The 26,293-nt window shown below is 71.5% G+C and carries 26 protein-coding genes; 12 read left to right on the top strand and 14 right to left on the bottom strand.

What is annotated here, in order from left to right; translation table 11 throughout:
* Positions 1-160: 160 nt before the first annotated feature.
* The 5 genes from AC1DYN_RS24100 to AC1DYN_RS24080 are packed head-to-tail and all read right to left on the bottom strand — an operon-like array spanning position 161 to position 4,805.
* Positions 161-907: an ABC transporter ATP-binding protein gene (locus AC1DYN_RS24100; protein WP_477963771.1), complete on the bottom strand. Its 747-nt coding sequence runs from the start codon at positions 905-907 to the stop codon at positions 161-163.
* Entirely contained in the window at positions 904-1,893 is a 990-nt protein-coding gene (locus AC1DYN_RS24095; RefSeq protein WP_477963769.1) for a branched-chain amino acid ABC transporter permease, read from the bottom strand. Before AC1DYN_RS24095 ends, AC1DYN_RS24100 begins: the two co-directional genes overlap by 4 nt.
* On the bottom strand, positions 1,890-2,765 hold the full coding sequence (locus AC1DYN_RS24090) for a branched-chain amino acid ABC transporter permease (protein ID WP_477963767.1): 876 nt from the start codon (positions 2,763-2,765) through the stop codon (positions 1,890-1,892). Before AC1DYN_RS24090 ends, AC1DYN_RS24095 begins: the two co-directional genes overlap by 4 nt.
* A complete protein-coding gene (locus AC1DYN_RS24085) occupies positions 2,762-3,922 on the bottom strand; it encodes an ABC transporter substrate-binding protein (protein WP_477963765.1) in 1,161 nt (386 codons plus the stop codon). Before AC1DYN_RS24085 ends, AC1DYN_RS24090 begins: the two co-directional genes overlap by 4 nt.
* Positions 3,923-3,953: 31 nt before the next feature.
* Positions 3,954-4,805, bottom strand: a complete 852-nt coding sequence (locus AC1DYN_RS24080) for a shikimate dehydrogenase family protein (RefSeq protein ID WP_477963763.1) — start codon at positions 4,803-4,805, stop codon at positions 3,954-3,956.
* A 153-nt stretch (positions 4,806-4,958) separates the two neighbouring features.
* Here AC1DYN_RS24080 and AC1DYN_RS24075 point away from each other — a divergent pair, with 153 nt between their 5' ends.
* Positions 4,959-5,732: an IclR family transcriptional regulator domain-containing protein gene (locus AC1DYN_RS24075; RefSeq protein ID WP_477963761.1), complete on the top strand. Its 774-nt coding sequence runs from the start codon at positions 4,959-4,961 to the stop codon at positions 5,730-5,732.
* Positions 5,733-5,738: 6 nt separating this feature from the next.
* Here AC1DYN_RS24075 and AC1DYN_RS24070 read toward each other — a convergent pair whose 3' ends face one another.
* The 4 genes from AC1DYN_RS24070 to czcI all read right to left on the bottom strand — a co-directional run bounded on the left by AC1DYN_RS24070 (position 5,739) and on the right by czcI (position 11,740).
* Positions 5,739-8,900 (bottom strand): CusA/CzcA family heavy metal efflux RND transporter, encoded by a 3,162-nt coding sequence (locus AC1DYN_RS24070; RefSeq protein WP_477963759.1) that lies wholly within the window; start codon positions 8,898-8,900, stop codon positions 5,739-5,741.
* Positions 8,901-8,915: 15 nt separating this feature from the next.
* Positions 8,916-10,109, bottom strand: a complete 1,194-nt coding sequence (locus AC1DYN_RS24065; protein ID WP_477963757.1) for an efflux RND transporter periplasmic adaptor subunit — start codon at positions 10,107-10,109, stop codon at positions 8,916-8,918.
* A 13-nt stretch (positions 10,110-10,122) separates the two neighbouring features.
* A complete protein-coding gene (locus tag AC1DYN_RS24060) occupies positions 10,123-11,328 on the bottom strand; it encodes a TolC family protein (RefSeq protein WP_477963755.1) in 1,206 nt (401 codons plus the stop codon).
* A 73-nt stretch (positions 11,329-11,401) separates the two neighbouring features.
* The gene (czcI, locus tag AC1DYN_RS24055; RefSeq protein WP_477963753.1) at positions 11,402-11,740 is read right to left on the bottom strand and encodes a cation efflux protein, CzcI family; all 339 of its coding nucleotides are present in this window, start codon (positions 11,738-11,740) and stop codon (positions 11,402-11,404) included.
* Between the two features lie 75 nt (positions 11,741-11,815).
* On the opposite strand from czcI, the gene AC1DYN_RS24050 reads away from it, so the two are divergent.
* The 9 genes from AC1DYN_RS24050 to AC1DYN_RS24010 all read left to right on the top strand — a co-directional run bounded on the left by AC1DYN_RS24050 (position 11,816) and on the right by AC1DYN_RS24010 (position 20,498).
* Positions 11,816-12,199 (top strand): hypothetical protein, encoded by a 384-nt coding sequence (locus tag AC1DYN_RS24050; RefSeq protein WP_477963751.1) that lies wholly within the window; start codon positions 11,816-11,818, stop codon positions 12,197-12,199.
* A gap of 77 nt (positions 12,200-12,276) precedes the next feature.
* The gene (locus AC1DYN_RS24045; protein WP_477963749.1) at positions 12,277-13,509 is read left to right on the top strand and encodes a TolC family protein; all 1,233 of its coding nucleotides are present in this window, start codon (positions 12,277-12,279) and stop codon (positions 13,507-13,509) included.
* Positions 13,506-14,720, top strand: coding sequence for an efflux RND transporter periplasmic adaptor subunit (locus tag AC1DYN_RS24040; protein WP_477963747.1), 1,215 nt, complete (start codon positions 13,506-13,508; stop codon positions 14,718-14,720). The genes AC1DYN_RS24045 and AC1DYN_RS24040 overlap by 4 nt, the downstream gene beginning before the upstream one ends.
* Positions 14,717-17,836: an efflux RND transporter permease subunit gene (locus AC1DYN_RS24035; RefSeq protein ID WP_477963745.1), complete on the top strand. Its 3,120-nt coding sequence runs from the start codon at positions 14,717-14,719 to the stop codon at positions 17,834-17,836. The genes AC1DYN_RS24040 and AC1DYN_RS24035 overlap by 4 nt, the downstream gene beginning before the upstream one ends.
* A 127-nt stretch (positions 17,837-17,963) precedes the next feature.
* The gene (locus tag AC1DYN_RS24030) at positions 17,964-18,191 is read left to right on the top strand and encodes a hypothetical protein (RefSeq protein ID WP_477963743.1); all 228 of its coding nucleotides are present in this window, start codon (positions 17,964-17,966) and stop codon (positions 18,189-18,191) included.
* A gap of 4 nt (positions 18,192-18,195) precedes the next feature.
* The gene (locus AC1DYN_RS24025; protein ID WP_477963741.1) at positions 18,196-18,510 is read left to right on the top strand and encodes a hypothetical protein; all 315 of its coding nucleotides are present in this window, start codon (positions 18,196-18,198) and stop codon (positions 18,508-18,510) included.
* A 7-nt stretch (positions 18,511-18,517) separates the two neighbouring features.
* A complete protein-coding gene (locus AC1DYN_RS24020) occupies positions 18,518-19,057 on the top strand; it encodes a cell division protein FtsI (RefSeq protein ID WP_477963739.1) in 540 nt (179 codons plus the stop codon).
* Entirely contained in the window at positions 19,054-19,755 is a 702-nt protein-coding gene (locus tag AC1DYN_RS24015) for a flagellar basal body L-ring protein FlgH (protein WP_477963737.1), read from the top strand. Before AC1DYN_RS24020 ends, AC1DYN_RS24015 begins: the two co-directional genes overlap by 4 nt.
* Positions 19,755-20,498: a Crp/Fnr family transcriptional regulator gene (locus tag AC1DYN_RS24010; RefSeq protein WP_477963735.1), complete on the top strand. Its 744-nt coding sequence runs from the start codon at positions 19,755-19,757 to the stop codon at positions 20,496-20,498. The genes AC1DYN_RS24015 and AC1DYN_RS24010 overlap by 1 nt, the downstream gene beginning before the upstream one ends.
* On the opposite strand, the gene AC1DYN_RS24005 is transcribed toward AC1DYN_RS24010, so the two are convergent.
* The 5 genes from AC1DYN_RS24005 to AC1DYN_RS23985 all read right to left on the bottom strand — a co-directional run bounded on the left by AC1DYN_RS24005 (position 20,499) and on the right by AC1DYN_RS23985 (position 25,414).
* On the bottom strand, positions 20,499-21,215 hold the full coding sequence (locus tag AC1DYN_RS24005; protein ID WP_477963733.1) for a copper-binding protein: 717 nt from the start codon (positions 21,213-21,215) through the stop codon (positions 20,499-20,501).
* A gap of 30 nt (positions 21,216-21,245) precedes the next feature.
* The gene (locus AC1DYN_RS24000; RefSeq protein ID WP_477963731.1) at positions 21,246-22,613 is read right to left on the bottom strand and encodes a multicopper oxidase family protein; all 1,368 of its coding nucleotides are present in this window, start codon (positions 22,611-22,613) and stop codon (positions 21,246-21,248) included.
* Complete coding sequence (locus AC1DYN_RS23995) at positions 22,610-23,953, bottom strand: TolC family protein (RefSeq protein ID WP_477963729.1); 1,344 nt, start codon at positions 23,951-23,953, stop codon at positions 22,610-22,612. Before AC1DYN_RS23995 ends, AC1DYN_RS24000 begins: the two co-directional genes overlap by 4 nt.
* A 107-nt stretch (positions 23,954-24,060) precedes the next feature.
* Positions 24,061-24,420 (bottom strand): hypothetical protein, encoded by a 360-nt coding sequence (locus tag AC1DYN_RS23990; RefSeq protein WP_477963727.1) that lies wholly within the window; start codon positions 24,418-24,420, stop codon positions 24,061-24,063.
* An 82-nt stretch (positions 24,421-24,502) separates the two neighbouring features.
* The gene (locus AC1DYN_RS23985) at positions 24,503-25,414 is read right to left on the bottom strand and encodes a LysR family transcriptional regulator (RefSeq protein WP_477963725.1); all 912 of its coding nucleotides are present in this window, start codon (positions 25,412-25,414) and stop codon (positions 24,503-24,505) included.
* 99 nt (positions 25,415-25,513) lie between these two features.
* Here AC1DYN_RS23985 and AC1DYN_RS23980 point away from each other — a divergent pair, with 99 nt between their 5' ends.
* Positions 25,514-25,945 (top strand): ester cyclase, encoded by a 432-nt coding sequence (locus AC1DYN_RS23980; RefSeq protein WP_477963723.1) that lies wholly within the window; start codon positions 25,514-25,516, stop codon positions 25,943-25,945.
* A partial coding sequence (locus AC1DYN_RS23975) for an alcohol dehydrogenase catalytic domain-containing protein (RefSeq protein WP_477963721.1) occupies positions 25,942-26,293 on the top strand: 352 nt, incomplete at its 3' end. The genes AC1DYN_RS23980 and AC1DYN_RS23975, both read left to right, overlap by 4 nt.

Here is a 26,293-nt window from a genome sequence, read left to right as displayed (position 1 = left end):
CTGTTTGACCACAGCGAGCGAAGCGAGCGGCGGGAGTTTCGGCGACGGGCCTTGAAAGCAGACAGCGCAGGGCAGTCGACGCGCCCCCGGCGCGGCGACCGCTCCATCCGGCGCGTCCCACCCACCCCGCGCGCGCCTTTGCCGCCGCGAAGGATGCATCTCAATTCCCCAGGTACGCATCGAGCACCTGCTTGTTCGCCCGGATCTCGTCCGGCGTTCCGATCGCCATCACCGTGCCCTCGACCATCACCATGATCCGGTGGCACAGGTCCATCACGAAATCCATGTTGTGCTCGATGACGATGAAGCTGCCCCGCCGGTCGCGGTTCAGCTCCTTCAGCAGCGTGCTGATGCCGCCCACCAGGCTCGGGTTGACGCCGGCGCACGGCTCGTCGAGCAGCACCAGGTCGGGGTCGCTCATGAAGGCCATCGCGATGTCGACCAGCTTCTGCTGCCCGTAGCTCAGCTCGCCGGCCTTCTGCTGCGCCACGTGGCCGATGCGGAACTGCGCGATCAGCGCATCCGCCTTCGCGCCCAGCCCCGAGTCGCCCGGCGCGAACAGGCGGCCCGCCATGCTGCCGTGGTGCTCCTGCGCCGCCACCAGCAGGTTGTCGCGCACGCTCATCTTGCCGAACACCTGCAGCGTCTGGAAGGTGCGGCCGACGCCGCGGTGGCTCAGCTGCAATGGCGACAGGCCGGTGATGTCCTGCCCCTTCAGCTCCACCGTGCCGCCGTTCGGCCGGATCTGGCCCAGCACGCTGTTGAACATCGTCGTCTTGCCCGAGCCGTTCGGGCCGATCACGCCGAAGATCTCGCCCGGCATCACCTCGAACGACACGCCGCGCACCGCGGCGATCGCGCCGTACGACTTCGACAGGTCGATGACCTTGAGCAGCGGCGTCGTCATGGCCGGGCTCCGAGGGCGGCGGCCGACGCGGCCCGCGCGGCCGAGGCCTCGCGCGCCTGGCGCCGCGCCTTCAGCCGGTCCGGGATGCTCAGCAAGCCGTCCGGCAGCCACAGCATCAGCAGCACCACCGCGCCGCCGAACACGAACAGGTACCAGCCCTGCGCGAACCGCAGCCACTCGGGCAGCAACACGCCCACCGCCGAACCCAGCAGCGGGCCGAAGAAGTAGCCCGGGCCGCCCACCACCACCATCAGGTACATCATGATGGACGCCCCCACCGTGAACGGCGCCGGCTCGATGAACTGCACCAGCGATGCGAACAGCGCACCGGCCGCGCCCGCATACGCCGCGCCGATCGCGAACGACAGCAGCGTGTAGGCCTGGATGTGGATGCCCAGGCTCTCGGCCCGGATCGGGTTGTCGCGCAGCGCGGTGAAGGCCTTGCCCCAGGGCGAGCGCAGCAGCTGCCACAGCAGCGCACCCAGCAGCAGCGTGCACGCGAGGATGAAGTAGTAGTACGGCAGGTTGCGCCCGAGCGAGACGCCGAACAGCGACGGCCGCGCGATGTTGTTGATGCCGAAGGTGCCGCCGGTCAGCCATTCCTCGTTGCGCATCGCCAGCCACACCGCGGTGTTGAAGCCGAGCGTCGCGAACGCCAGGTAGATGGTCTGCACGCGCAGCGCCGGAAAGCCCAGCCCGAGGCCGACGACGAAGCAGCCCGCCACCGCCAGCGGCAGGCCGAGCCAGAAGCTGAAGCCGGCCTTCATCACGATCGCCACCGTGTAGGCACCGATGCCGAAGAAGGCCGCATGCCCGAGCGACTTCTGGCCGGCATAGCCGACGGTCAGGTTGAGCCCCATGTTGGCGATCACGAACACCAGCCAGTAGCTCAGCAGGTACAACCCGTAGCTCTTCAGGAAGGGCGGCAGCGCGACCAGCAGCACCAGGCCCGCCAGCCCGGCGGCGAGAGGCTTGTTCAGGGTCATACCTTGCGCTCCTCCTTGCGGCCCAGCAGGCCCTGCGGCTTGAACAGGATCACGAGCATGAAGACGACCAGCGCGACCGCGTCCTTGTAGGCCGGCGAGATGTAGGCCGAGGCCAGGTTCTCGGCCACGCCGACGATCAGCCCGCCCAGCAGCGCGCCGCGCGAGTTGTTGAAGCCGCCGATGATCGCGGCGAAGAAGGCCTTGGTGCCCAGCGGCTCGCCCATGTCGAACTTGGCGAGGTAGGTCGGCGTGATCAGCAGCGCGGCGGCGCAGGCCAGCAGCGCGTTGATCGCGAAGGTGTAGAAGATCATGCGCGGCACGTCGATGCCCAGCACGGTGGCGCTGTCGGTGTTCTGCGCCACCGCCTGCATCGCGCGGCCGGTGACGGTCTTCGCCAGGAAGGCCTGCGTGCCCAGCACCAGCACCAGGGCCATCGCCAGCGTGCCCAGGTCGACCAGCGTGACCGTGACGCCGAACAGGTTGAAGAGCCGGTCGGGGAACAGGCTGGGGAAGGGGTGCGCCTCGGCGGTGAAGCCGGCGCGGATGCCGTTGCGCATCGCGATGGCCAGGCCGATGGTGGCCACGACGATGGGCATCAGCCCGAAGCGCAGCAGCGGGTCGGCAACGCCGCGCTTGAAGGCCCAGCCGAGCACGATGACGGCCAGCACGCAGGTGATCCCGAAGCCGGCCCACAGCGGCAGGCCGACGCTCATGAAGCCCAGCATCGTGAAGGCCGGCAGCATCACGAACTCGCCCTGCGCGAAGTTGATGGTCCCCGAGGCCTGCCACAGCAGCGTGAAGCCGAGCGCGGCGAGCGCGTAGATGCTGCCGGTGGCCAGGCCGGAGAGGATCAGTTGCAGCAGGTCGGTCACTTCTTCCCCAGCGCAGGCAGAGTCTCCCTGACCTCCTGCTTGCCGTTCTTCACCTCGACGATGAAGCTCTCGCGGTCCAGGTCGCCATTCGCATCGATGGAGACATCCATCAGCACGCCGGGTTCCTTCGCGACCGAGATGCTCAGTCCGTGCAGCGCCTTCGCCACCGCCACCCGGTCGAGCTTGCCGACCTTCTCGATCGCCGCCTTCAGCATGTAGACGCTGGTGTAGCCCTTGATGCCGTTGTGGTCCGAGACGTACTTGTATTCCTTCTCGAACCGGGTGCGGAAGGCCCGCATCGCCGGCGTCGGCGCGTCCACCGTCAGGCCGACGTGCGCGATCGCCCCGTTCGCCGCCTCGCCGGCGAGGTCGATCACCTTCTGCCCGGTCAGCGTGGTCTCGCCGATGACGGGCTTGCTCCAGCCCTGCTTGCGCAGCTCGCGCAGCGCGCGCGCCGACTCCTCTTCGTTGGTGTAGACGAACAGCACGTCGGCATTGCTCTGCTTGGCACGCAGCACCGGGGCCGCGAAGTCCACCTGGCCCGACTCGGTCGAGATGTCGGCGGCCACCTTCAGCCCGACGGCCTCTGCCGACTTGACGAAGGCATCGCGCCCGCCCTTGCCGAAGTCGTTGTTGACGAACATCACCGCCACCGTCTTCGCCTTCAGGTTGGCCGCGATGTAGCGCGTCACCTTGGGCATCGACGAGGCCTGCGTGAAGCTGGTGCGGAAGATGTACGGGTTGCCTTGCTGCGTGATCGAGGTGGCCTCGCCGCCGGTGAAGTTGGGCACCTCGGCACGCCGCGTCTCGGCCATGCTGACCAGCACCGAGCCCGAGAAGGTGGGGCCGAGCACCGCGAACACCTCGTCGTCGACCGCCTTGGTGGCCAGGCCCTTGGCGACGCCGGGGTTCGACTGCGTGTCGTTGACCATCGTCTCCAGCTTCTTGCCGAGGATGCCGCCGGCCGCGTTGATTTCCTTCACGGCCAGCTCGATGCCGTTCTTCGCGTTGGTGCCGGCGGTGGCGCCGGCGCCCGACAGCTCCTGGATCACGGCCAGCCGGATGGTCTGCTGGGCCTGCGCCGCGAAGGCACTGGCGCTGAACGCGGCCGCCAGCGCGGCACCGCGCAGCAGGGCACGACGGGAGGTGGGGGTCATCGCTTGTCTCCTGTTGTTGGAATGGTCGTCGTCAGGTGGCGCCGAACAGCGCGCGCACCTCGGAAGCATCGGCCTGCACCGCCCGCGCGATGTCGTCGTAGCCGAAGAAGGACAGGTACTCGGGCACCTGCTGCACCAGCATCTCGAAGCCGGGGTGGGCGACGATGCCGCGCGCGCGGCAGGCCTGCAGCAAGGGCGTGGGCTGGTTCTTCATCAGGATGTCGACCACCACCGCGCCGGCGTCCAGCCGCGCCGGGTCGAAGGGCAGCGGGTCGCCGGCGCGCAGGCCGAGCGGCGTGGCGTTGACCACCAGGTCGAAGCCGGCCGGGTCGGCCTGCGCGACGCTGTCGACGGCCACGCCGAACTCGCTGTGCAGGCGCTGCGCGATCCCGGCGGTGCGCCCGGCCGCGGTGTCGTACAGCGCGATGCGCCCGGCCCCGGCCGCGGCCAGCGAGGTCGCGATGGCCACTCCGCCGCCGCCCACGCCGACCACCAGCACCTGCCGGCCGGTCACCGGCACGCCGAAATGCGCCAGCGCCTTGGTGAAGCCGACGCCGTCGAACAGCGCGCCCTCGAGCGTGCCGTCGGGCTGGCGGCGTGCCGCGTTCACCGCCCCGGCGCTGCGGCCGAGGCGGTCGCAGCGGTCCAGCAGCTCGAGCATCGCGGTCTTGTGCGGGATGGCCAGCCACAGGCCGTCGATGTTGCGCGCCTTCAGCGCATGGCGCGCGAAGCCGTCGAGCTCCTGCGGCGGCACGTGCGCCGGCACCAGCACCGCATCGGCGCCATGGCGCGCGAACAAGTGGTTGAAGACCTCGGGCGCGCGCACCTGGGCGACGGGATCGCCGAGGATCAGGAAGACACGGGTGCTGCCGGAGATGCTCATGGGGTCGCGGGGCCGGATGGGGATTCGGGTGGGCGAAGCGTAGGCATGCCCCGGGTTAGTCACAAGCGTGGCGACCCGAAAATGCGCGACGATCGCTCACGCTGAGCGACCATCGCTCGTTATTCGGGTTTTCACCCGGGATTGCCGCACTGCATGGACGACACGCCGTTCCAGATCGACAAGAAAGACCTGATCGAGGGCCTGGGCAAGGGACTGCGCGTGATCGAGGCCTTCGACGACGACCACCCGCGGCTGACGCCGAGCGAGACGGCGCACCTGACGGGGCTCACGCGCACGGCGGCGCGGCGCTACCTGCTGAGCCTTGTGCATTTCGGCTATGCCGGCACGGACGGCAAGCTGTTCTGGCTGACGCCGCGGGTGCTGCGGCTGAGCCAGAGCTACATCGGCGCGGCGCGGCTGCCGCGGCTGGTGCAGCCCTTCATCCAGCGCGTGTCGATGCAGTGCGGCGAGACGGTGAACGTCAGCGTGCTGGACGGGCACGAGATGGTGTACGTGGCGCGCAGCAATGCGCCGCGCGTGGTGTCGGTCGGCTACCACGTGGGCGCGCGGGCACCGGCGCATGTGGTGACGCCCGGCATCGTCACGCTGTCGGCGTTGAGCGAAGCCGAGCTGGACGCATGGATCCAGGCGCATGACTTCCATGCGTTCACGGCGCACACCGTGACGACGGGCGAGGTGTTCCGGGAGCACGTGCGGGCGGCGCGCACGCTGGACCACTGGATCACGCACCAGCAGCTGGACCTCGGGCTGAGCGGCATTGCCACGGCCCTTCGCGACCGCAAGGGCGTGTGCAAGGGAGCGGTCGGCATGACGATGCCGTCGATCTCGTACACGCCGGACCAGATGCGGGCGAACCTGCTGCCGCTGCTGTATGAAGCGGCGCAGGCTTTGCGGCCGCTGCTTTGAGCACGGTCACGTCGTGGCGGCTGCGCTGCGGCCCAGGGAAGCTTCCTCGCCATCCCGCCGGTGCGCCAGCCGGTACAGCACCGGCAGCACCAGCAGCGTCAACACGGTCGACGACAGGATGCCACCGATCACCACCGTGGCCAGCGGCCGCTGCACCTCGGCGCCGGTGCCGGTGGCCAGCGCCATCGGCACGAAACCGAGCGAGGCCACCAACGCCGTCATCAGCACCGGTCGCAGCCGCGCCAGCGCACCTTCGCCGATCGCATCGTCCAGGCTGCGCCCCTCGTCGCGCAGGCTGCGGATGAACGACAGCATCACCAGCCCGTTCAGCACCGCCACGCCCGACAGTGCGATGAAGCCCACCGCCGCCGAGATCGACAGCGGGATGCCGCGCGCCCACAGGGCCAGCACGCCGCCCGTCAACGCGAACGGGATGCCGGTGAAGACCAGCAGGCCGTCCTTCAGGTTGCCGAACACCGTGAACAGCAACACCAGCACCCCCAGCAGCGCCAGCGGCACCACCAGCTGCAGCCGCTGCGCCGCCGAGGCGAGCTGCTCGAAGCTGCCGCCCCAGCTCGTCCAGTAGCCCGCCGGCACGCGCACGCGTTCGATCGCCGCTTGCGCATCCGCGACGAACGAGCCCAGGTCGCGCCCGGTCACGTTGGCGCTGACGACGACGCGGCGCTTGCCGTCCTCGCGCGAGATCTGGTTCGGGCCCGGCGCGATGTCCAGCGTCGCCAGCTCGCCCAGCGGCACGTAGGCGGCCGCGCTGCCCGTGCCCTTCGGCAGCGGGATCGGCAGCCGGCGCAGCGCCTCCACGTCCTGCCGCACCGGTTCCGGCAGGCGCACCAGGATGTCGAAGCGGCGGTCGCCCTGGAAGAAGGTGCCGGCCTCGCGCCCGCCGATCGCGGTGGCCACCGCCTCCTGCACCTCGTTCAGGTTCAGGCCGTAGCGCGCCGCCCGCGCCCGGTCGATGTTCACCGACAGCATCGGCAGGCCCGTCGTCTGCTCGACCTTCACGTCGGTCGCGCCGGCCACGCCCTGCAGCACGCGCGCGATCTGCGCCGCGGTCTCGTTCAGCGTGTCGTTGTCGTCGCCGAACACCTTCACCGCCACGTCGGAACGCACGCCGGAGATCAGCTCGTTGAAGCGCAGCTGGATCGGCTGCGAGAACTCGTGGTTGCTGCCCGGCACCTGGGCCGCCGCGTCGCGCACCGCGGCCAGCAGTTCGTCGCGCGTGCGGCGCGGCTCGGGCCACTGGTCCTGCGGCTTGAGCATGATGTAGCCGTCCGAGATGTTGGGCGGCATCGGGTCGGCCGCGATCTCGGCCGTGCCGGTGCGTGCGAACACGCGCTCGATCTCGGGGATCGTCGCCAACAGGCGCGCTTCCAGCTGCTGCTGCATCGCCACCGATTGCGTGAGGCTCGTGCCCGGCACGCGCAGCGCCTGGATCGCGAAATCGCCTTCGTTCAGGTGCGGCACGAACTCGCTGCCCAGCCGGCTCGCCACCGCCACCGAGAACAGCACCGCGACGGCCGCGAAGCTCAGCACCACCGGCGCGTTGGCCAGCGTCGCCTGCAGCGCCGGCGCGTAGCGCCGCTTCGCCCACGCCATCAGCCGGTTCTCCTTCTCGGCCACGCGCTCGCCGATGAACAGCGCGACGGCCGCCGGCACGAAGGTGATGGACAACAGCATCGCGCCGGCCAGCGCCAGCAGCACGGTGGTCGCCATCGGGTGGAACATCTTCCCCTCGACGCCGGTGAGCGCGAGCAGGGGGATGTACACCACCATGATGATGAGCTGGCCGAACAGCAGCGGGCGCCGCGCTTCGCGGGCCGCGGCGAACACCTCGTGGAAGCGCTCGCTGCGGGTCAGCGGCCGGCCGCGGTGCGCCTGTGCGTGCGCGAGGCGCCGCACCGCGTTCTCGATGATGACCACCGCGCCGTCGACGATGATGCCGAAGTCGAGCGCGCCCAGGCTCATCAGGTTGGCGCTGATGCCGCCGGCCACCATGCCGGTGAAGGTGAACAGCATCGACAGCGGGATCACCATCGCGGTGATCAGCGCCGCGCGCAGGTTGCCCAGGAAGGCGAACAGCACCGCGATCACCAGCACCGCGCCTTCCAGCAGGTTGTTGCGCACCGTCGCGATGGCCTTGTCGACCAGCACCGTGCGGTCGTAGACCGGGATCGCCTTCACGCCGGCCGGCAGCGTCTTGTTGATGGCCGCCATCTGCCGGTCGACCGCGCGCGACACGCTGCGGCTGTTCTCGCCCATCAGCATGAAGACCGTGCCGAGCACCACCTCCTTGCCGTTCTCGGTGGCGGCGCCGGTGCGCAGCTCGCGGCCGAGCCCGACGTCGGCGACCTCGCGGATGCGGATCGGCTGCCCCTGYGCGCTGCCGACGATGATGTCGCCGATGTCGGCRATCGACTTCACCTGCCCCGGCGCGCGCACCAGGTACTGCTCGCCGCGCCGTTCGATGTAGCCCGCGCCCTGGTTGGCGTTGTTCTTCTCCAGTGCGCCGACGACGTCGGCCAGGCTGAAGCCGTACGCGCCCAGCCGCTCCAGGTCGGGTGCGACGACGTACTGCTTCTCGAAGCCGCCGATCGAGTTGACCTCGGTCACGCCCGGCACGTTGCGCAGCTGCGGCTTGACGACCCAGTCCTGGATCTCGCGCAGGTCGGCCGGCGTGTACGGGCTGCCGTCGGCCCGGGTGGCGCCGTCGGCGGCCTCGACCGTCCACAGGTAGATCTCGCCCAGGCCGGTGGAGATCGGCCCCATGCTGGGCGTGACGCCGCGCGGCAGCCGCTCGCGGGCCTCCTGCAGGCGCTGGTTGACGAGCTGGCGGGCGAAGTGGATGTCGGTGCCGTCGCGGAAGATCACGGTCACCTGCGACAGGCCGTAGCGCGACAGCGAGCGCGTCTGCTGCAGGCCCGGCAGGCCGGCCATCACGGTCTCGATCGGCCAGGTGATGCGCTGCTCGGTCTCCAGCGGCGAATAGCCGGGCGCCTCGGTGTTGATGACGGCCTGCACGCTGGAGATGTCGACCACGGCGTCGACCGCCAGGCGCGTGTAGTTGTAGAGACCGAGCAAGGCCATGCCGGCGACGGCCAGCATGACGAGCCAGCGCTGCTCGATGCAGAAGCGGATGATGCGTTCAAACATGGTGCGGCATCCCCATCAGTGGCCGTGCTCGGCGCCGGCCTTGCCGAGCTGCGACTTCAGCACGAAGCTGTTCGACGCGGCGTAGGCCTCGCCGGCCTTCAGGCCGTCGAGCACCTCGACCCGCTGGCCATCGGTGCGGCCCAGCCGCACCGGCCGCGCGGCGAAACCGCCGGCCTCGGCCACGAACACCACGCTGCGGTTCTCGAGCGTCTGCACCGCGTCTGCAAGGACGGCGACCGGCACCTGCGGGTCGTCGCCGCGCACCGCGACGGTGACGAACAGGCCGGGTCGCCAAGCGCCCTGCGGATTCGGCAGTGTCACGCGGGCGCGCGCGCTGCGCGTCTGCTCGCCGAGCAGCGCGCCGACGTACGAGACCGTGCCCTCCACCTGGGCGTCGAAGGCGGTCGACGAGACCACCACCTTCTGGCCGGTGCGCACGGTCGCCAGGTCCTTCGGTGCGATCGCGAACTCCGCCCACACGGTGCCCAGGTCGGACAGCGTGAAGATGCTCGCGTCGTCCTTGACGGCTTCGCCGCGCGCCAGGTGCTTCTCGACCACGGTGCCGGCGAAGGGCGCGCGGACCTCGAAGCGGTTCAGGTCCGCGGACGCGCCGGTGGCGCCGATGGCGGCCAGCTTCTGCGTCGCGTTCTGCACCGCGATCTCGGCCTCCTGCAGCGCGGCCTGCGCCTGCAGCCAGTCCTGCTCGGCGGAGATCTTCTCCTGCCAGAGCTTCTTCTCGCGCTCGAAGGTCGAGCGGGCCAGCTCGCGGCGCTTCTGTGCCGTCAGCAGCTCGCTGCGCTGCTCCGACAGCGCGGTGCTGGCGATGACGGCCAGCACCTGCCCCGGGCGGACGCGCTGGCCGAGCTGCACCGGCACCTGCTCGGCGACGCCGGCCACGCGCGGCACCACGTGCGCGGTGCGGTCTTCGTCGAAGCGGATCTCGCCCTGGAAGCGGGCCGAGGCCTGCAGCCGGGCCGGGCCTGCGGACTGCACGGCGATGCCGGCAGCCTTCAGCTGTTCGCCGCTGAGGCGGATCCTGTCGTCGTCGCGCGCCTTCTCTGCGGCATGTTCTTCGCCGGCGTGTTCCTCGCCGTGTTCCGCCTCGCCGGTCTCTTGATGGCGCTCGGTCGTCAGGACGGCGGCCGTGCCGATCAGGCCGGCCAGCACGATCGCGGCGATCGTGATCTTCTGCTTGGGGGTGGTCGTCATGGGAGTGATGGGGTCAGCGACCGAGCAAGCGGTCGATGTCGGCCGCGGCCTGGTGGGCGTTCGACAGGGTGGTGAGGTAGCGGGCGCGTGCCTGCAGCAGCGCCCGCTGGGCGTCGATGACGTCGAGGAAGCCGAACTTGCCGGCCTCGAAGCCCTTCGCGGCCGCCTCGTGGGCCTGCCGCGCGGCCGGCAGCACGGTCGACTGCAGGGCCAGGGCCGAGGCGCGCGCGACCGACAGCCGCGTCGAGGCCTGCTGCAACTCGGACAGCCTTCGCAGCCGGGTCGCCTGCAGCTCGTCGCCGGCCTTGTCGGCGCGCCGCGCCGCTTCCTGGACCGCGCCCTGGTTGCGATCGAACAGCGGCAGCGGGATCGAGAGGCCGACGATGGCCTGCGTGCGACCCAGCTCGTTGTCGCGCTTGGCGCCGACGCTGAGGTTCAGGTCCGGATACTGCCGGCTGCGTTCGACGTCGACCAGCGCGCGGCGCTGTTCGACCTCGAGGCGGCCGGCAACCAGGCCCGGCGACGCATCGAGCTCCTGCGCCAGCTCGGCCGCGGCCGGGCGCCCCGGCAGCAGGCCGACGTCGCCCTCGGCGTCGGCGAATGCCGGCGCGGCGTCGCCCCACAGCGCGGCCAGCGCCTGCCGGGCGTTCAGCAGCTCGGCCGCGGCTTCGTCGGCCTCCAGCAGCGCGTTGGCCTGGTCGACCCGCGCACGGGTCTCGTCCACCGGCGACACCTTGCCGGCCGCGACGCGCTGGCCGACGGCCTGTGCGCTGCGGGTGGCCAGCTCGGCCGAACCGGCAGCGAGCGCGACGCGCTCCTGCGCCACCAGCAGCGCGAAGAACGCCTGGGCCACGGACGCGCGCAGGCGGGCCCGGGCCTCGCCCAGCTGGGCCAACGACAGCTCATGCTGGCGCCGGCTCGCGTGCAGCCGCGCGGCGCGCTTGCCGCCCAGCTCGATCGGCAGGTCGAGCGTCGTGGTGGTGGTGCGGGTGTCGCGCCGGGTGTCCTCGACCGAGGCGTTCAGCCGCGGGTTGGGCGCAGTCCCGGCCTGCCGCACGGCGCCGTCGGTGGCGTCCACCTCGTGCCGTGCGGCAGACAGGTCGAAGCTGCGCGCGGCCGCGAGGGCCTGCGCCTGGTCGAGGGTCAGGGCCCCCGCAGGATGAAAGGAAAGGCTGAGCCATAGAGCCGCCAGCCCGAGCGGCAGTGCACATCGTCGCATCGAATCTCACAAGGTTGAAACCAGGGATTCGGCGAGGGCTCGGACGGTGGGGTTCGTGCGGGCGTCTCGCCGGTCAGGCGAGACGAAGCCACTGGGGGCGGTCGGGGGCGCGGGCGTGCGCGGAGGGCAGGGGTGGGGCGTCGTGCCCGCGCAGCGTGGCGGGCATCGACGGCATGGCCTGGGGCAGGGGAACAGCCGGCATCAGCGGCGTGACCGCGGCGTTGCACACGTTGCAGTCGACATCGGTCGAGGACTTGCCATCCGAGGCCTTGCCCTGGTGGACGTGGTCGTGGTGCCCGACGTGAACGGCGCGGCCGGTGTCGGCCTCGTGCTGGCAGTACGACGCCGCACCGGCCCACGCGAACTGCAGCGGCAGCAGCAGTGCGAGCAGGAGGACGAAGAGGCGGCGCATGGCGCGGGAGTATAGGAGCAGCCGCAAGACCGAGCGATCGGCTGCGGCGAAAGCGGGCCGGTACACTGCCGACCCATGCTTCGCCGCCGCCCGCTCCACCGCTGCCTGACCGCGTTCGTCGCGCTGGTGGCGATGTTGTTCGCGCAACTCGCGGTGGCAGGCTATGTGTGCCCCGGCCAGGCCGATGCCGCCGCGATGGCGCAGATGATGGCGAGCGGCCAGCCCTGCGAGGGCATGGACGCCGACCAGCCGGTACTGTGCCACCAGCACGCCGCGCCGGCCGCGCAGTCGTTCGAGAGCGTCAAGCTGCCGGCGCCGTCGCTGCCGGCGATCGTCCAGGTGTTCGTGCTGCCGCTGGCGATCGACGCCCTGGTCGAGGCGCCGGCTGCGCCGGACATGGCGCCGCTGCGGCCGCCGCCCGATCCCGTCTTCCTGTCCACGCTCAGGCTGCGCGTCTGATCCTCCGCGTCGATTGACCGGCGCTGGTGCGGCTCGTCCGCGGGCCAGCTCTCGCTTCATTCGCTTGCGGAGTTTCCATGTTCACCTTGCTTTCGCGCGCGGCCGCCCTGGCCGCCGCACTGCTGCCGCTCAGCGTGGCGGCAGCCCCCCTCACGCTGGAGGCGGCGCTCGACCTGGCCGTGCAGYGTTCCGAACTCGCGCGTGCCGCGCGTGCCGGCCTGGCCGGCGCGTCGGAATCGGCGCGTGCCGCCGGCCAGTTGCCCGACCCGACGCTGCGTGCCGGTGTCGACAACCTGCCGGTGACCGGCGCCGACCGCGGCCACACGGCGCGCGACGCGATGACGATGAAGCGCATCGGCCTGGCGCAGGAGTGGTTGCCGGCCGGCAAGCGCCTGGCCCGCGAGGCCGAGGCCGAGGCGCTGGTGCGGCGGCAGGCCGCCGCGGTGCAGGCGGCCGCGGCCGAGACCCGGCTGCAGACGGCGCTGGCCTGGGTCGACGCGCAGTTCGCCGGCGAGGCGCAGCAGCTCGCGGATCGGATGACCCACCACGCGCACGAAGAGCTGGAGGCGGGCCGCGCCCGCCTGGCCTCGTCGACCGGCAGCAGCCAGGAAGCGCTCGCGTTGAGCAGCGCCCGCGGCATGGCCGAGGACGAAGCCGCCGATGCCGCGCAGCAGGTGCAGGCGGCGCGGCTGGCACTGCAGCGCTGGCTCGGCGTGCCGGTCGACGAGCTGTCGGCCATGCCGGCGTTCGCGATCCCGACCCAGGATCGGTACACCGCCGGCCAGGCCGACGTCGTGCTGGCGCAGCGCGACCTCGACCTCGCCCGCCAGACCGCCGCGGTGGCCGCAAGCGAGCGCGCGCCGAACTGGACCTGGGAACTGTCGTACGGCCAGCGCACCGGCTACGCCGACATGTTGTCGGTCGGCGTCAGCATCCCGCTGCAGGTCGCGCGCGACCAGCGCCAGGACCGCGAGACCGCTGCGAAGCTGGCACGCGTCGACCAGGCCGAGGCGGCCCTGGCCGAGACGGTGCGCGCCGCTGCTGCCGAGTATCGGGCAGGGCTCGACGACGCGCAGCGCCTGCAGGCGCGCATCGAGCGCTGGCGCGTGGCCGCCCTGGCACCGGCCGAACAGCGCACCGCGGCCGCGACGGCAGGCTACCGCTCGAGCCAGCTGTCGCTGAGCGGCCTGTTCGAGGCTCGCCATGCCGAGGTCGAGGCGCAGCGCAAGCTGCTGGCGCTTCGGCGCGACCTGGCCCGGGCGCAAGCCCGCCTGGCCTTCAAACCGCTCGTTCCCGGAGACTTGCCATGAAGCGCACGCTGATCCTCGCCGCCGTCGTCCTCGGGGGGGCCGTGGCCCTCGCGAGCGGCGGCTTCCTGCTCGGCCGCATGAGCCACCCGCAAGAGCCCCTGCCGCCCGACACCGAGGCTGGCAAGAAGGTGCTGTACTGGCACGACCCGATGGTGCCGGGGCCGCGCTTCGACAAGCCGGGCAAGTCGCCGTTCATGGACATGCAGCTGGTGCCGGTGTATGCCGACGCGGCGTCCGCATCCGGCGTGACTGCCGTGACTGCCGTGACCATCAGCGCCGCCGTGCAGCAGAACCTGGGCCTGCGCATGGCCACCGCGCGCCGTGCCGATGTCGCGACCTCGTTCGACGCGGTCGGCGCGGTGCAGTTCGACGAGCGCCTGAACGTCGCGGTGCAGACGCGCGTGGCCGGCTACGTCGAGCGCCTGGCCGTGCGCGCGCCGATGGAGCGCGTGCGCAAGGGCCAGGCGCTGGCCACCGTGTTCGCGCCCGACTGGCTCGCACCGCAGAACGAGCTGCTGGCGCTGAAGCGGGCCGGCGCCGCGCCCGAGCTGGTCGCTGCCGTGCGCGAGCGCCTGCAGGCCTTGTCCATCCCCGCCGAACTGGTGCGCGAGAGCGAGGCCGCCGGTACCGCGCAGGCCCGCTTCACGCTCGTCTCTCCGGCCGCCGGCGTGGTGGCCGAACTCGGCGTGCGCGAAGGCATGGCGGTGACGCCGGGCATGACGCTGTTCCGCATCGCCGGCCTGCACAAGGTGTGGGCCGTGGCCGAGGTGCCCGAGGCGCAGGCCGTGCACCTGGCGCACGGCCGCAAGGTGAAGGGCGTGCTGCAGGCGGACGGGTCGGCGCGCTTCGACGGCGAGCTGGCCGAGATCCTGCCGCAGGTCAGTGCCGGCACGCGCACGCTGCAGGCTCGCTTCGAGGTCGACAATGCGCAGGGTCGGCTGGTGCCTGGCATGCTGCTGCGGCTGCAGGTGGCCGGGCCGGTGGACACGCGCCTGCTGGTGCCCACCGAGGCGGTGATCCGCACCGGCAAGCGTGCGCTGGTGATGCGGCGCAACGAGGCCGGAGGCTTCGAGGCGCGCGAGGTGTCGGTGGGCGCCGAGTTCGGCGACGACATCGAGATCGTCAGCGGCCTGAAGGAGGGCGACCCGGTGGTGGCCAGCGGCCAGTTCCTGGTCGATTCCGAAGCCCGGCTGCGGGGGGCGAACCCATGATCGCCGCATTGATCCGCTGGTCGACGGCGAACCGCTTCCTGGTGCTCGTCGCGACGGCCTTTCTCGTTGCCACGGGCCTGTGGTCCGTCGGCCACACCGCACTCGACGCGCTGCCCGACCTGTCCGACACCCAGGTGATCGTGCGCACGCCGTACCCCGGCAAGGCGCCGCAGGTGGTCGAGGACCTCGTCACCTACCCGCTGACCACCACCATGCTCAGCGTGCCCGGGGCGAAGACGGTGCGCGGCTACTCGTTCTTCGGCGATTCCTTCGTCTACGTGCTGTTCGACGACCGGACCGATCCCTACTGGGCCCGCTCGCGCGTCGTCGAGTACCTGAACCAGGTGCAGGCGAAGCTGCCGCCGGGCGCAACGGCGGCCCTCGGTCCGGATGCCACCGGCGTCGGCTGGGTCTACGAATACGCGCTGGTCGACCGCAGCGGCCGGCACGACYTGGGGCAGCTGCGCGCGTTGAACGACTGGTTCCTGAAGTTCGAGCTGAAGACCGTGCCCGACGTGGCCGAGGTGGCCAGCATCGGCGGCATGGTGCGGCAGTACCAGGTGGTGCTCGACCCCGACCGGATGCGCGGCTTCGGCGTCACGCAGGCGATGGTGGCCGACGCGTTGCGCCGCGCCAACCAGGCGGCCGGCGGTTCGGTGGTCGAGATGGCCGAGGCCGAGGTGATGGTGCGCTCGCGCGGCTTCCTCGCGTCGCTCGACGACTTCCGCAACATCGCGGTGGCGTCGGCCGGCACGACGCCGGTGCTGCTGCGCGACGTCGCGACGGTGCAGCTGGGCCCCGAGATGCGCCGCGGCATCGCCGAGCTCGACGGCCAGGGCGAGGTCGCCGGCGGCGTGGTCGTGATGCGATCGGGCAAGAACGCGCGCGCGACGATCGACGCGGTCAAGGCCCGGCTCGAGGCGCTGAAGCCCGGCCTGCCGGCCGGCGTCGAGATCGTGACCACCTACGACCGCTCGCTGCTGATCGACCGCGCCGTCGGCCACCTGCGCGGCAAGCTGGTCGAGGAACTGCTGGTCGTGGCGGTGGTGTGCGCCGTCTTCCTGTTCCACCTGCGCTCGGCCTTCGTCGCCGTGGTGGCGCTGCCGGTGGGCGTGCTGGCGGCCTTCGCCGTGATGCACTGGCAGGGCGTCAGCGCCAACATCCTGAGCCTGGGCGGCATCGCGGTCGCGATCGGCGCGATGACCGATGCCTCGGTCGTGATGGTCGAGAACCTGGCCCGGCACCTGGAGGCCTTCGACACGGCGCACGGGCGCGAGCCGACGCCGGCCGAACGCTGGGCGCTGGTGGCGGCTTCGTGCGTCGAGGTCGGGCCGGCGCTGTTCTTCTCGCTGCTCGTGATCGCGCTGTCCTTCGTGCCGGTGTTCGCGCTCGAGGCGCAGGAAGGGCGGTTGTTCGCGCCGCTGGCCTTCACGAAGACCTATGCGATGGCGGCGGCGGCCGGCCTGTCGGTGACGCTGGTGCCGGTGCTGATGGGGTATTTCATCCGTGGGCACATTCCGCACGAGGCAGCGAACCCGGTGAACCGCGCGCTGATGGCGCTGTACCGGCCGGCGCTCGAGGCGGTGCTGCGCTTTCCGAAGACGACGCTGCTGGTCGCCGGGCTGTTGCTCGCGCTGACCGCCATCCCGCTGCTGCGGTTGGGCGGCGAGTTCATGCCGGCGCTGGGCGAAGGCGACCTGCTCTACATGCCGTCGGCGCTGCCCGGGCTGTCGGCGGCCAAGGCGGCGCAGCTGCTGCAGCAGACGGACCGGCTGATCAAGACGGTGCCCGAGGTCGAGCGCGTGTTCGGCAAGGCGGGGCGCGCCGACACGGCCACCGACCCGGCGCCGCTGGAGATGTTCGAGACCACGCTGCAGTTCAAGCCGCGCGAGCAGTGGCGCGCCGGCATGACGCCTGACAAGCTGGTGGAGGAACTCGACCGCGTGGTGCAGGTGCCGGGCCTGAGCAACGTCTGGGTGCCGCCGATCCGCAACCGCATCGACATGCTGGCCACGGGCATCAAGAGCCCCGTCGGCATCAAGGTGTCGGGGACCAGCCTGGCCAGCATCGACGCGCTGACGACGCGCATCGAGGCCGCGGTGAAGAAGGTGCCGGGCGTCTCGTCGGCGCTGGCCGAGCGGCTGACCGGTGGCCGTTACGTTGACGTCGATGTGGACCGGCAGGCCGCCGCGCGTTACGGCCTGTCGGTGGCCGACGTGCAGGCGGTCGTGGCCACCGCGATCGGCGGCGACAACGTCGGCGAGGTGATCCAGGGGCGCGAGCGCTACCCGATCAGCATCCGCTACCCGCGCGAGTTCCGCGACTCGCTGGAGCGGCTGAAGCAGCTGCCGTTCGCGACCGACAAGGGCGCGTCGCTGCGGCTGCAGGACGTGGCGACCGTCAGCCTGCAGGACGGGCCGCCGATGCTGCGCAGCGAGAACGCCCGGCTGTCCGGCTGGGTCTACGTCGACGTGCGCGGGCGCGACCTGCGCTCGGTGGTGAACGACATGCAGGCCGCGGTGGCCGCCGAGGGGGCGCTGCCGGCTGGCCATGCGGTGTCGTGGTCGGGCCAGTTCGAGTACCTGGAGCGTTCCACGCAGCGCCTGAAGCTGATCGTGCCGGTGACGCTGGCACTGATCTTCGTGCTGCTGTACCTGCTGTTCCGCTCGGCCGGCGACACCGCGCTGGTGATGGCAGCGGTGCCGTTCTCGCTGGTCGGCGGCTTCTGGCTGGTGTGGGCGCTCGGGCACGCGGTGTCGGTGGCGACGGCGGTCGGCTTCATCGCGCTGGCCGGGGTGGCGGCGGAGTTCGGCGTCGTGATGCTGATCTACCTGAAGAATGCCCACGCGCGCCGCCTGCAGGCCGGCGAGCCGGACGACGACGACACGCTGCGCGCGGCGATCCGCGAAGGCGCGGTGCTGCGCGTGCGGCCGAAGGCGATGACGGTGGCGGTCGTGATGGCCGGGTTGCTGCCGATCCTGTGGGGCAGCGGCACCGGCTCCGAGGTGATGACGCGCATCGCGGCGCCGATGGTCGGTGGCATGGTGACGGCGCCGCTGCTGAGCATGCTGGTGATCCCGGCGGCGTGGTACCTGGCACGGCGGCGCCGCCCGTAGCCCGGATGCCGTTGGGTGACATCCATCACCCTGCACGCGGCCCGGGCAGGGCACCGCGTGCTTTTCCGGCGATCGCCGCGGCGTGCGATGAGAACAATTCCCTCATCGCAACCCGATGCCACGCACCATGCACATCGCCCGCCATGCCGCCGAGTCCTCGGCGCGATCGACCCCCAAGCCCGCCGGCCTTGCGCCGGCCCCGTCCGGCACCAGCTTCGGTGCCGCGCTGAAGCCGGCCACCGAGGCCGCGAGCGCACCTGCTCCGGTGGCGCCGCCGGCCGCGGCCCCGAAGCCGGAACTCGGCAGCGGCCTGTCGACGCTGGCCCTGGCCGGCGCGCCCTCGCCGGCGGCTTGACGCGATGGACGCCCTCGGCTCCATCGGCGATGGAACCGGTGCCGCACAGGCGCCGGGCCCGTTGCGCCGCCACGATGCAGGCACCGCGGCCGCAACGCCGAGAGCCGGTGACGCCGGCACGACCCGCGTCTCGCTGAGCGACGAGGGCCGGGCCCGCGTGGACGATGCCGCCCGCGGCACGGTGCACGCGGTCGCCCGGCTGGCGCACGCGGTGGTGGACGTCGCCGACGAGGTGGTCGGCGACGCGGTGCACGCGGTCGCCGGCTACGTCGCACGCACCGGGTTGGCCGCGGCGCAGCGGCTGGACGAACTCGCCTGAGGACGCGATGCCGCCGATCCGTCTCATCGCGCTGGCCGGCCTGTCCGTGGCCGTGGGCGGTTGCTCGGTCGTGAGTCCGCTGCCGACCTGGGAGCTGGTCAAGGCCACCGGCAGCGTGACGTCGATGGCCGTGGCCCGCGCACCGTCGCGCGCGGTCGACACCGTGCACTTCGGTGACGCCCCGGTGCGCCGGCTGTGCATCGAGTTCAACCGCAACGTGCCGCTGCCCGACCTGGTGCCGTCGCTGCAGGCCGAGCTGCGTGCGCAGGGCGTCGCGAGCCGCGTCTACGAAGCGGGCATCCGCAGCGACGACTGCCCCGTCTGGCTGCGCTATGCCGCCGCCGTCGAGTGGGGCGTCCCACCACTGGCGAGCGAACACAGGCCCTACCTGAGTGCTGCCGCGATCCAGCTGCAGCGCGTCGATGGCGCGCTGCTGGCGAGCAGCGGCTACGCGGTCGACGCGGCCGGTTTCGGCACCAGCCGCTGGGCCACGACAAGAACCAAGCTCGCACCGATGGTGCGGGCCCTGATCACAGGATTCGAATGAACCCCCCGAAGAATGCAGCCCGCGTGGCGGCGGCGCTGGCAGCCGCGGCGCTCGGCGCCTGCGCCAGCCCGCCGCCCAGCCTGGTGCCCGGTCCGGTCAGCGCAGCCCCGCCGCTCGCGCCGATGTACGTCGAGCGGCTGAGCAACGGCGCGATCTACCAGCCGCAGCTGGCCTCGGCCTCGCTGTTCTCCGGCGAGCGCCGGCCGCAGGCGGTCGGAGACACGCTGAAGGTCGACATCTCCGAGAGCCTGAAGGCCTCGCAGAAGCGCGCCACCGACACCAGCCGCGACAACAAGCAGGCGGTGAAGGGGCCGGGCACCGGCGACAGGAATGGCGGCCTGGTCGACAAGATCCTGAACCTGGATGCCAGCGCCGGCAGCAGCGATTCGTTCAAGGGCGGCGGCACGACCGAGGTGGCGACCGAGTTCACCGCGCAGTTGACCGTGTCGGTGATCAACGTGCTGTCCAACGGCCACCTGGTGGTGGCCGGCGAGCGCCGCATCGGCGTCAACGGCGGCGCGAGCGCGCTGCGCTTCTCGGGCCTCGTGAACCCGCAGGACATCCGGCTGGGCAATGTCGTCAACTCGCGCGACGTCGCCAACGCGGCGCTCGAAAGCGCCGGCAGCGGCGACGTCTCGGAAGCCGCGTCGCGCAGCTGGCTGCAGCGCGTGATGGCCAAGACCTGGTCGGTGTGGTGATGCAGGTCCATTGGCTGGACCATGCGATCGAGACCCGCTTCCGCCGTGGCCAGCCCATCGTGCGGGCCGGCGGCGCGCTGGCGGACTGGATGGCGATCCGCCAGGGCGCGGTGAGCCTGCACATCAAGGTGGCCGCCGGCACCGACGTCGGCGTCGCGCTGCTGTGGGGCGGCGACGTGATCGGTTGGTGCTCGCCGCTCGGCCAGGACCAGGCTGGCTACGACGTGACGGCGCTGAGCGACGTGGTGCTGCTCAGCGTGCCGGCCGACACGCTGCGCGCGGCCGGCGACGGGGCGTGCGGCGGGCGGCACGACAACACGCGGCTGCATGCCGCGACCGCGCAGCGCATGCAGGAGCAGCTGGCGCTGCGGCTGGCGGGCAGCGGCTTCCAGCGCCTGGTCAACGTGCTGGCGACCTGCGCCGCGGCGTTCGCGCCGGCCGGCGTGGGCGGCCGCGTGCTGCACCTGGGGCTGCCCGTGTCGCAGGCCTTCATGGGCCAGCTGGCCGGGCTGTCGCGGCGCCAGACCTGGATCTACCTCGGGCAGCTGGCGCAAGCGGGCTGGGTCCGCACGACGCGCACGCAGGTGGTGCTGGAGTCGCCGGCGGCCTGGCTCTCGTTGCCGGCGCACGTCGAGCGCGAAGGGCTGGCCTGCATCTCGACGGCCGATGACTGCAGCGCGACGCTCGGGTTGCTGGGGCTGGCGGCGGCGGCAATGGGGCGGGCCGGCGCCGGCGCGCGCTGATCAGCGCGGCTCGATCCCCGTCACCGTCATCGCGCCGTTGACGCGGTCGGCAGCGAACCGCACCTTGTCGCCTTCCTTCAGCGCCTCCAGCATCCTGGGATCGGCCACCTTGAAGACCATCGTCATCCCCGGCATGTCGAGGTTGGCGATCGGGCCGTGCCGCAGCGTGAGCTTGCCCTGCTCGCGGTCGACCTTGCGCACCTCGCCGTCGGTCATCGCGGCAGCGGCCTTCACCGTCACCTTGCCGACCATGCCGGCCTCGAAGTGACCCGGCTGCAGGCAGGCGAACTGGAAGGTGCCCGCCTGCGTGAACTGCCAGACGATGTCGCCGGTGGCGCCGGGCTTCACGTGCGCCATGTTCGCGCTCGCGTGCTCCATCTCCGGAAACTTCTTCATCAGCTCGGCATGCGCCTTCAGGTCCTCGGGCGTGCCGAGCACCATCTCGTGCAGCAGCTTGCCGCCGTTGTGCACGACGAACTTCACCGTTTCGCCGCGCTCGACGGCGATCTCGGGCGGCGTGAAGCGCATCGCGTCGCTCATGTCGAGCGGGATCGAGCGCCTGACCTTGGCGGGGTCGCCTTCGCGGCCGAAGGCGGTGTCCTCGACGCGGGCGGCGTTGTAGGCCGGGCGCTTTGCATGGTCGTCGTCACCGTGCGCCGATGCGGTGCCGAGGGTGAAGGCGACAGCGAGGCCGCTCAGGATGTGCAGGATGTTCATGGTTGTCCTCTCGTGTGGTGTGAATGGAGATCAGTGGCCTTCGTGCCGGCGCGGCTTGCGCACCTGCAGCGTCGCGTCGTCGGCCTGGGCCGATGGCGCGCGCGGCGGAGCGTCGGCTTCGGCCGTGTATTCGCGCGCCAGCGTGCCGGCCGGGTGCCGGTAGTTCCCGGGGTCGCGGTAGTCGCCGCGCTGCACGTCGTCGCGCACCTTGACCACGCTGAACATGCCGCCCATGCCGATCGGCCCGAACGGCCCGGTGCCGGTCATCATCGGCAGCGTGTTGTCGGGCAGCGGCATCTCCATCGTCGCCATGTCGTGCATGCCCTTGTCGCCCATCGCCATGTAGTCGGGCACGAGCTTCGCGATCTTGCGCACGAGGTCGCGCTGGTCCACGCCGATCATCGTCGGCACCGCATGGCCCATCGCGTTCATCGTGTGGTGCGACTTGTGGCAATGGATCGCCCAGTCGCCCGCCAGCGCGTCGAACTCGAAGGCGCGCATCTGGCCCACCGCGATGTCGGTCGTCACCTCGGGCCAGCGCGCCGATTTCGGCACCCAGCCGCCGTCGGTGCCCACCACCTCGAAGTGCGGGCCGTGCATGTGGATCGGGTGGTTGGTCATCGTCAGGTTGCCGACCCGGATGCGCACGCGATCGCCGGTGCGCGCCACCAGCGGGTCGATGCCCGGGAAGGCCCGGCTGTTCCAGGTCCACAGGTTGAAGTCGAGCATGGTGTTGACGCGCGGCGTCGCGCTGCCCGGCTCCACGTCGTAGGCGTTCAGGATGAAGCCGAAGTCGCGGTCGACCTTCATCTGGCGCGGGTCTTTCGGGTGCACGATGAACAAACCCATCATCCCCATTGCCATCTGCGTCATCTCGTCGGCATGCGGGTGGTACATGAAGGTGCCGGATCGCTGCAGCACGAACTCGTAGACGAAGGTCTTGCCGACCTCGATCGGCGGCTGCGTCAGGCCCGTCACGCCGTCCATGCCCGAGGGCAGCAGGATGCCGTGCCAGTGCACGCTGGTCACCTCGGGCAGCCGGTTGGTGACGAAGATGCGCACGCGGTCGCCCTCGACGGCCTCGATCGTCGGCCCCGGGCTCTGGCCGTTGTAGCCCCACAGGTTGGCCTTCATGCCGGGCGCGATCTCGCGCACGACCGGCTCGGCCACCAGATGGAACTCCTTGACGCCGTCCTTCATGCGCCACGGCAGCGACCAGCCGTTGAGCGTGACGATGGGCTGGAACGGCCGGCCGTTCGGCGGCGTGGGCGGCGGCTGCATCGCGGCCGACGAATGCGTTGCCGCCTCGGGCAACGATGCGGCGCCGGCACGGCTGACGGCGGCAGCGCCGAGCAGCGTGGCGCCTGCGGCCTTGAAGAAGGTTCTGCGGTGGTTCATCGGGAGGCTCCGGTCAGTGCCGTCTGCAGCCGGGTGTCGGCGGTCCAGTAGTCGCGCAGCGACTCGACCGCGCCGGCGACGCCTTGCACCTGCTCGCGCGCATCGGCGAGCAGCTCGAACACGCTGCCGAGCATGCCGTTGTAGCGAAGCAGGTTCTCGTCGGAGATGCGCTGGCGCAGCGGCACCACCTCGTCGCGGTAGTGGCGGGCCAGGTCGTAGGCGGTGCGGTAGCCGGACCAGGCCTCGCGCACCTCGGAGCGCGCAGTCAGCGCGACCTGCGCCGTGCGGTTCACCGCCTGCAGGTAGGTGGCCTCGGCCCGCGCGACACCGGTCGAGCCGAAGTCGAACAGCGGCAGCTCGAGCGCGACCTCGTAGCCGTTGCGGCGCGCCTCGCCGCTGCTGCTCTGGTTCTGGTAGCCCAGGTCGAGCACGTTGATGAAGCGCGTCGCCTTCGTCAGGCCGAGCGAGCGGGCCGTGCTGTCGGCGTGGCGCCGGGCGATCAGCACGTCGAGCCGCTGGTCCATCGCGGTCTGCTCGGCATCCTTCACGTCGACGGGTGCCGGCGGCAGGTCGGGCAGGCGTTCGGGCAGCGTGAAGGCGAGCGCGTCGCCGGCCAGGCCGAGGGCGCGCACGAGGCGTTCGCGGGCGGCCGCCGATTGGTGGCGTGCGCGCGCCCGTTGCGCGGTGGCGTCGGCGAGGAAGGATTGCTCGCGCATCCGGTCCAGCTTGTTGAAATTGCCGGCAGCGAGCATGCGGCGCGCCAGCTCGTCGGCAGCCTCGGCGGCCTCCATCACCTGCCCCTGGTACGCCAGCAGCTGCTGCGCGGCCACCGCATCGAACCAGGCGTTGCGGGCCTCCGCGGCGACGCCGACGGCCTCGAGCGCGGCCTGCAGCTGCACGGTGTCGAAGCGGTCCTGTTCGAGGCGCGACACGGCGGGCAGCGTCAACAGCCCGAGCACGTCGAACATCACGCCGCGGTCGATCTCGGTGCTGCCGCCGCCGGACAGGCGGCCGAAGCGGAGCGACGGATTGCGCAGGCGACCGGCGCGCACCCGCTCGGCGTCGGCGATGCCGAGTTCGGCGAAGCCGGCCTGCAGGCCCGGGTGGTTCAACAGCGCGACCTCGACGGCGGCGTCGACGGCGAGGGGCGGTTTCAGCAGCTCGGCCACGCGGGCCTTCGCGGCGTCGGATTGCGCGGGCGTTCGCTGCCAGGTGGGCGCAGTGCCGGTGCGTTCACGTGTCAACGCGGCGACGCGGTCGAAGCCGCCATCCGGCGAGAGCGACGCGCAACCGGTCAGCACCACGGCGGCAGCGGCCGCGGCGGCAAATTGGAGGGTCATGGTTCAAAGCGGTCTGGTGCACCGGCTCACGCGAGGCGTGTGCCGGCCGAAGCCCGTGCGTCGAACGCACGAGCGCCTTCAGGCCTCGCAGCGGAGGCCGTGCAGGGTCAGGTGCTTCGGGGCGGACGGTCCTGGCCGCCGGACTGGAAGGTCGGCGCCGGGGCCGACAGGGCCGGAAAACTCAGCGTCGCGGCCAGGGGCGACGGCACGAGCGCCGGCATCGCGCTGAGCAAGGGGGTCATCGAGCAGAAGCTCGCGCAGAGGTTGCAGCCGCCGTCGTGGCCGGCGTGCTCGGCCTGCTGGTGATGGCCGTCCTGGCCGTGCAGGTCGTGTCCGTGATGCCCGGCCGCCTGTTCGTGCACCGGCGGCGGGCTGCCTTGCGGGCACAGCATCGCCCCCGCGACGGCACCCCGGATCGGGAGCAGCAGCGCGAGGAACACCAGCAGGAGGACGCGGACGATTTTCACAGCGAGCGCAGTCTAGAACCTTCCCCCGTGGCAATGTCAAGCGCCGCCGGCAAGGCCGTCGGGCGCGAGGGTGCTTTGCCTTTCACAGCCTGGCAGCGGTCGCCGCGATCAGGTCGCGCAGCCACTGCTGCGCGGGATGCGCATCGTTGCGGCGGTGCCAGATGAGGTCGAAGACGACGTCTTGCAGGCGCACCGGCGGCGGAAACAGCACCAGGCTGCGCCGATCACCGGCATGCAGCGCCACCCGCCGCAGCACCGTGGCCGTCAGGTCGGTGCGGGCCACCACGGCGGGCGCGGCGAACATGTGCGGCAGCGTCAGCCCCAGCGTGCGGTTCTTGCCCAGCGGCGCGAGCGCCTGGTCGACGTGGCCGTGGCGATCGCCCTCCGGCGACACCAGCACGTGGGAGAGCGACAGGTAGGTCTTCATGTCCATGCCGCGCCGGGCCGCCGGGTGCTCGCGCCGCACGATGGTCACGAACTCGTCGCGCAGCAGCGGCCGCGCCAGGATCCGGCTTTCCGGCTGCGTGGGCGGCACGCCGATCGCCGCATCGATGGTGCCCGCGTCCAGCAGCTCGACGGCGCGATCGCGGTCGCTGAACGCATGCACGTTGACGCCCACCGCCGGCGCCTGCCTGCCCAGCGCCTGCAGCAGCGCCGGCAGCAGCACGAAGGCGGGGTAGTCGGACAGGCCCAGCGTGAAGGTGAGCGACGCCTCGCCCGGCACGAACGCCGGCTTGCTGACGAGCGCCGATTCGATCTGCCGCAGGGCCTGCGACACCGGGCCCGCCAGGTCGCGTGCGCGCGGCGTGGGCAGCAGTCCCTCGGCGCTGCGCAGGAACAGCGGGTCGCCCAGCAGCGTGCGCAGCCGCGACAGCGCCGCGCTCATCGCGGGCTGGCTCACGCCCACACGTGCTGCGGCGCGGGTCACGTTGCGCTCGCTCATCAGCGCGTCGAAGGCGGCCAGCAGGTTCAGGTCGATGCCATGAAAATCCATGGATCGAATATACGTTCATATCGATCATTTGTTGGACGGATCGCAGGGGGCTGCCCAGAATGACCGCATCCCTTCCGCAGACCCCCAAGGATCGATCCGATGAATTCCCCCGAGACCGCGCGCTTGCAGGCAGAACGCCTGGCCGTCGAAACGCTGTACCGCGCCTTCAGCGACAAGAACCCCGGCCTGATGGACAGCGCCGTCACGCCCGACTGGGACGACATCCCGCTGGCCCCCGGGCAGGGCCCCGGCCCCGACGGCCTGAAGCCCATCATCCTCGGCTTCATCGAAGCCCTGCCGGACGTGCAGATCACCGTGCACGACATGATCCAGGTGCCGGGGCGCATCGGCGTGCGCGCCGAGATCACCGGCACGCACCGCGGGCCGCTGTTCGGCATCCCCGCGACCGGCAAGAAGGTGAGCTTCCGCATCCACGAGTTCCACGAACTCGATGGCGGGCGGATCCGACGCACATGGCACCTCGAGGACTGGTTCGGCGTGTTCCAGCAACTGGGGAGCTTCCCCGCATGAAAGCCCTTCGCATCCACGAGTTCGGTGCCCCGGCCCAGGCTGCCCTGGAAGACCTCCACCCGGTCCCACCCGGCCCCGGCCACATCGGCATCCGGGTCGAGGCCGCCAGCGTGAACCCGCTGGACCTGCACATGCTGTCGGGCCGCATGCAGGCCGTCTTCCCGATCGCGCTGCCGTACACGCTCGGCACCGACGTCGCGGGCGTGGTCGACGCGGTGGGCCCGGGCGTCACCGGCTTCAAGGCCGGCGATCGCGTCGTCGGCCGCCTGGAGCCCACCGTCGGTGGCGCGTTCGCCGAGGCCGCCGTGCTGCCCGCCGGCGCGCTGTGCCGCATGCCGGCCGGCATAT

Source organism: Rhizobacter sp. P2_D12 (genome assembly GCF_056404395.1).
The sequence above is the reverse complement of the archived record's forward strand: the minus strand, read 5'-3'. Positions and strand labels throughout refer to the sequence as shown.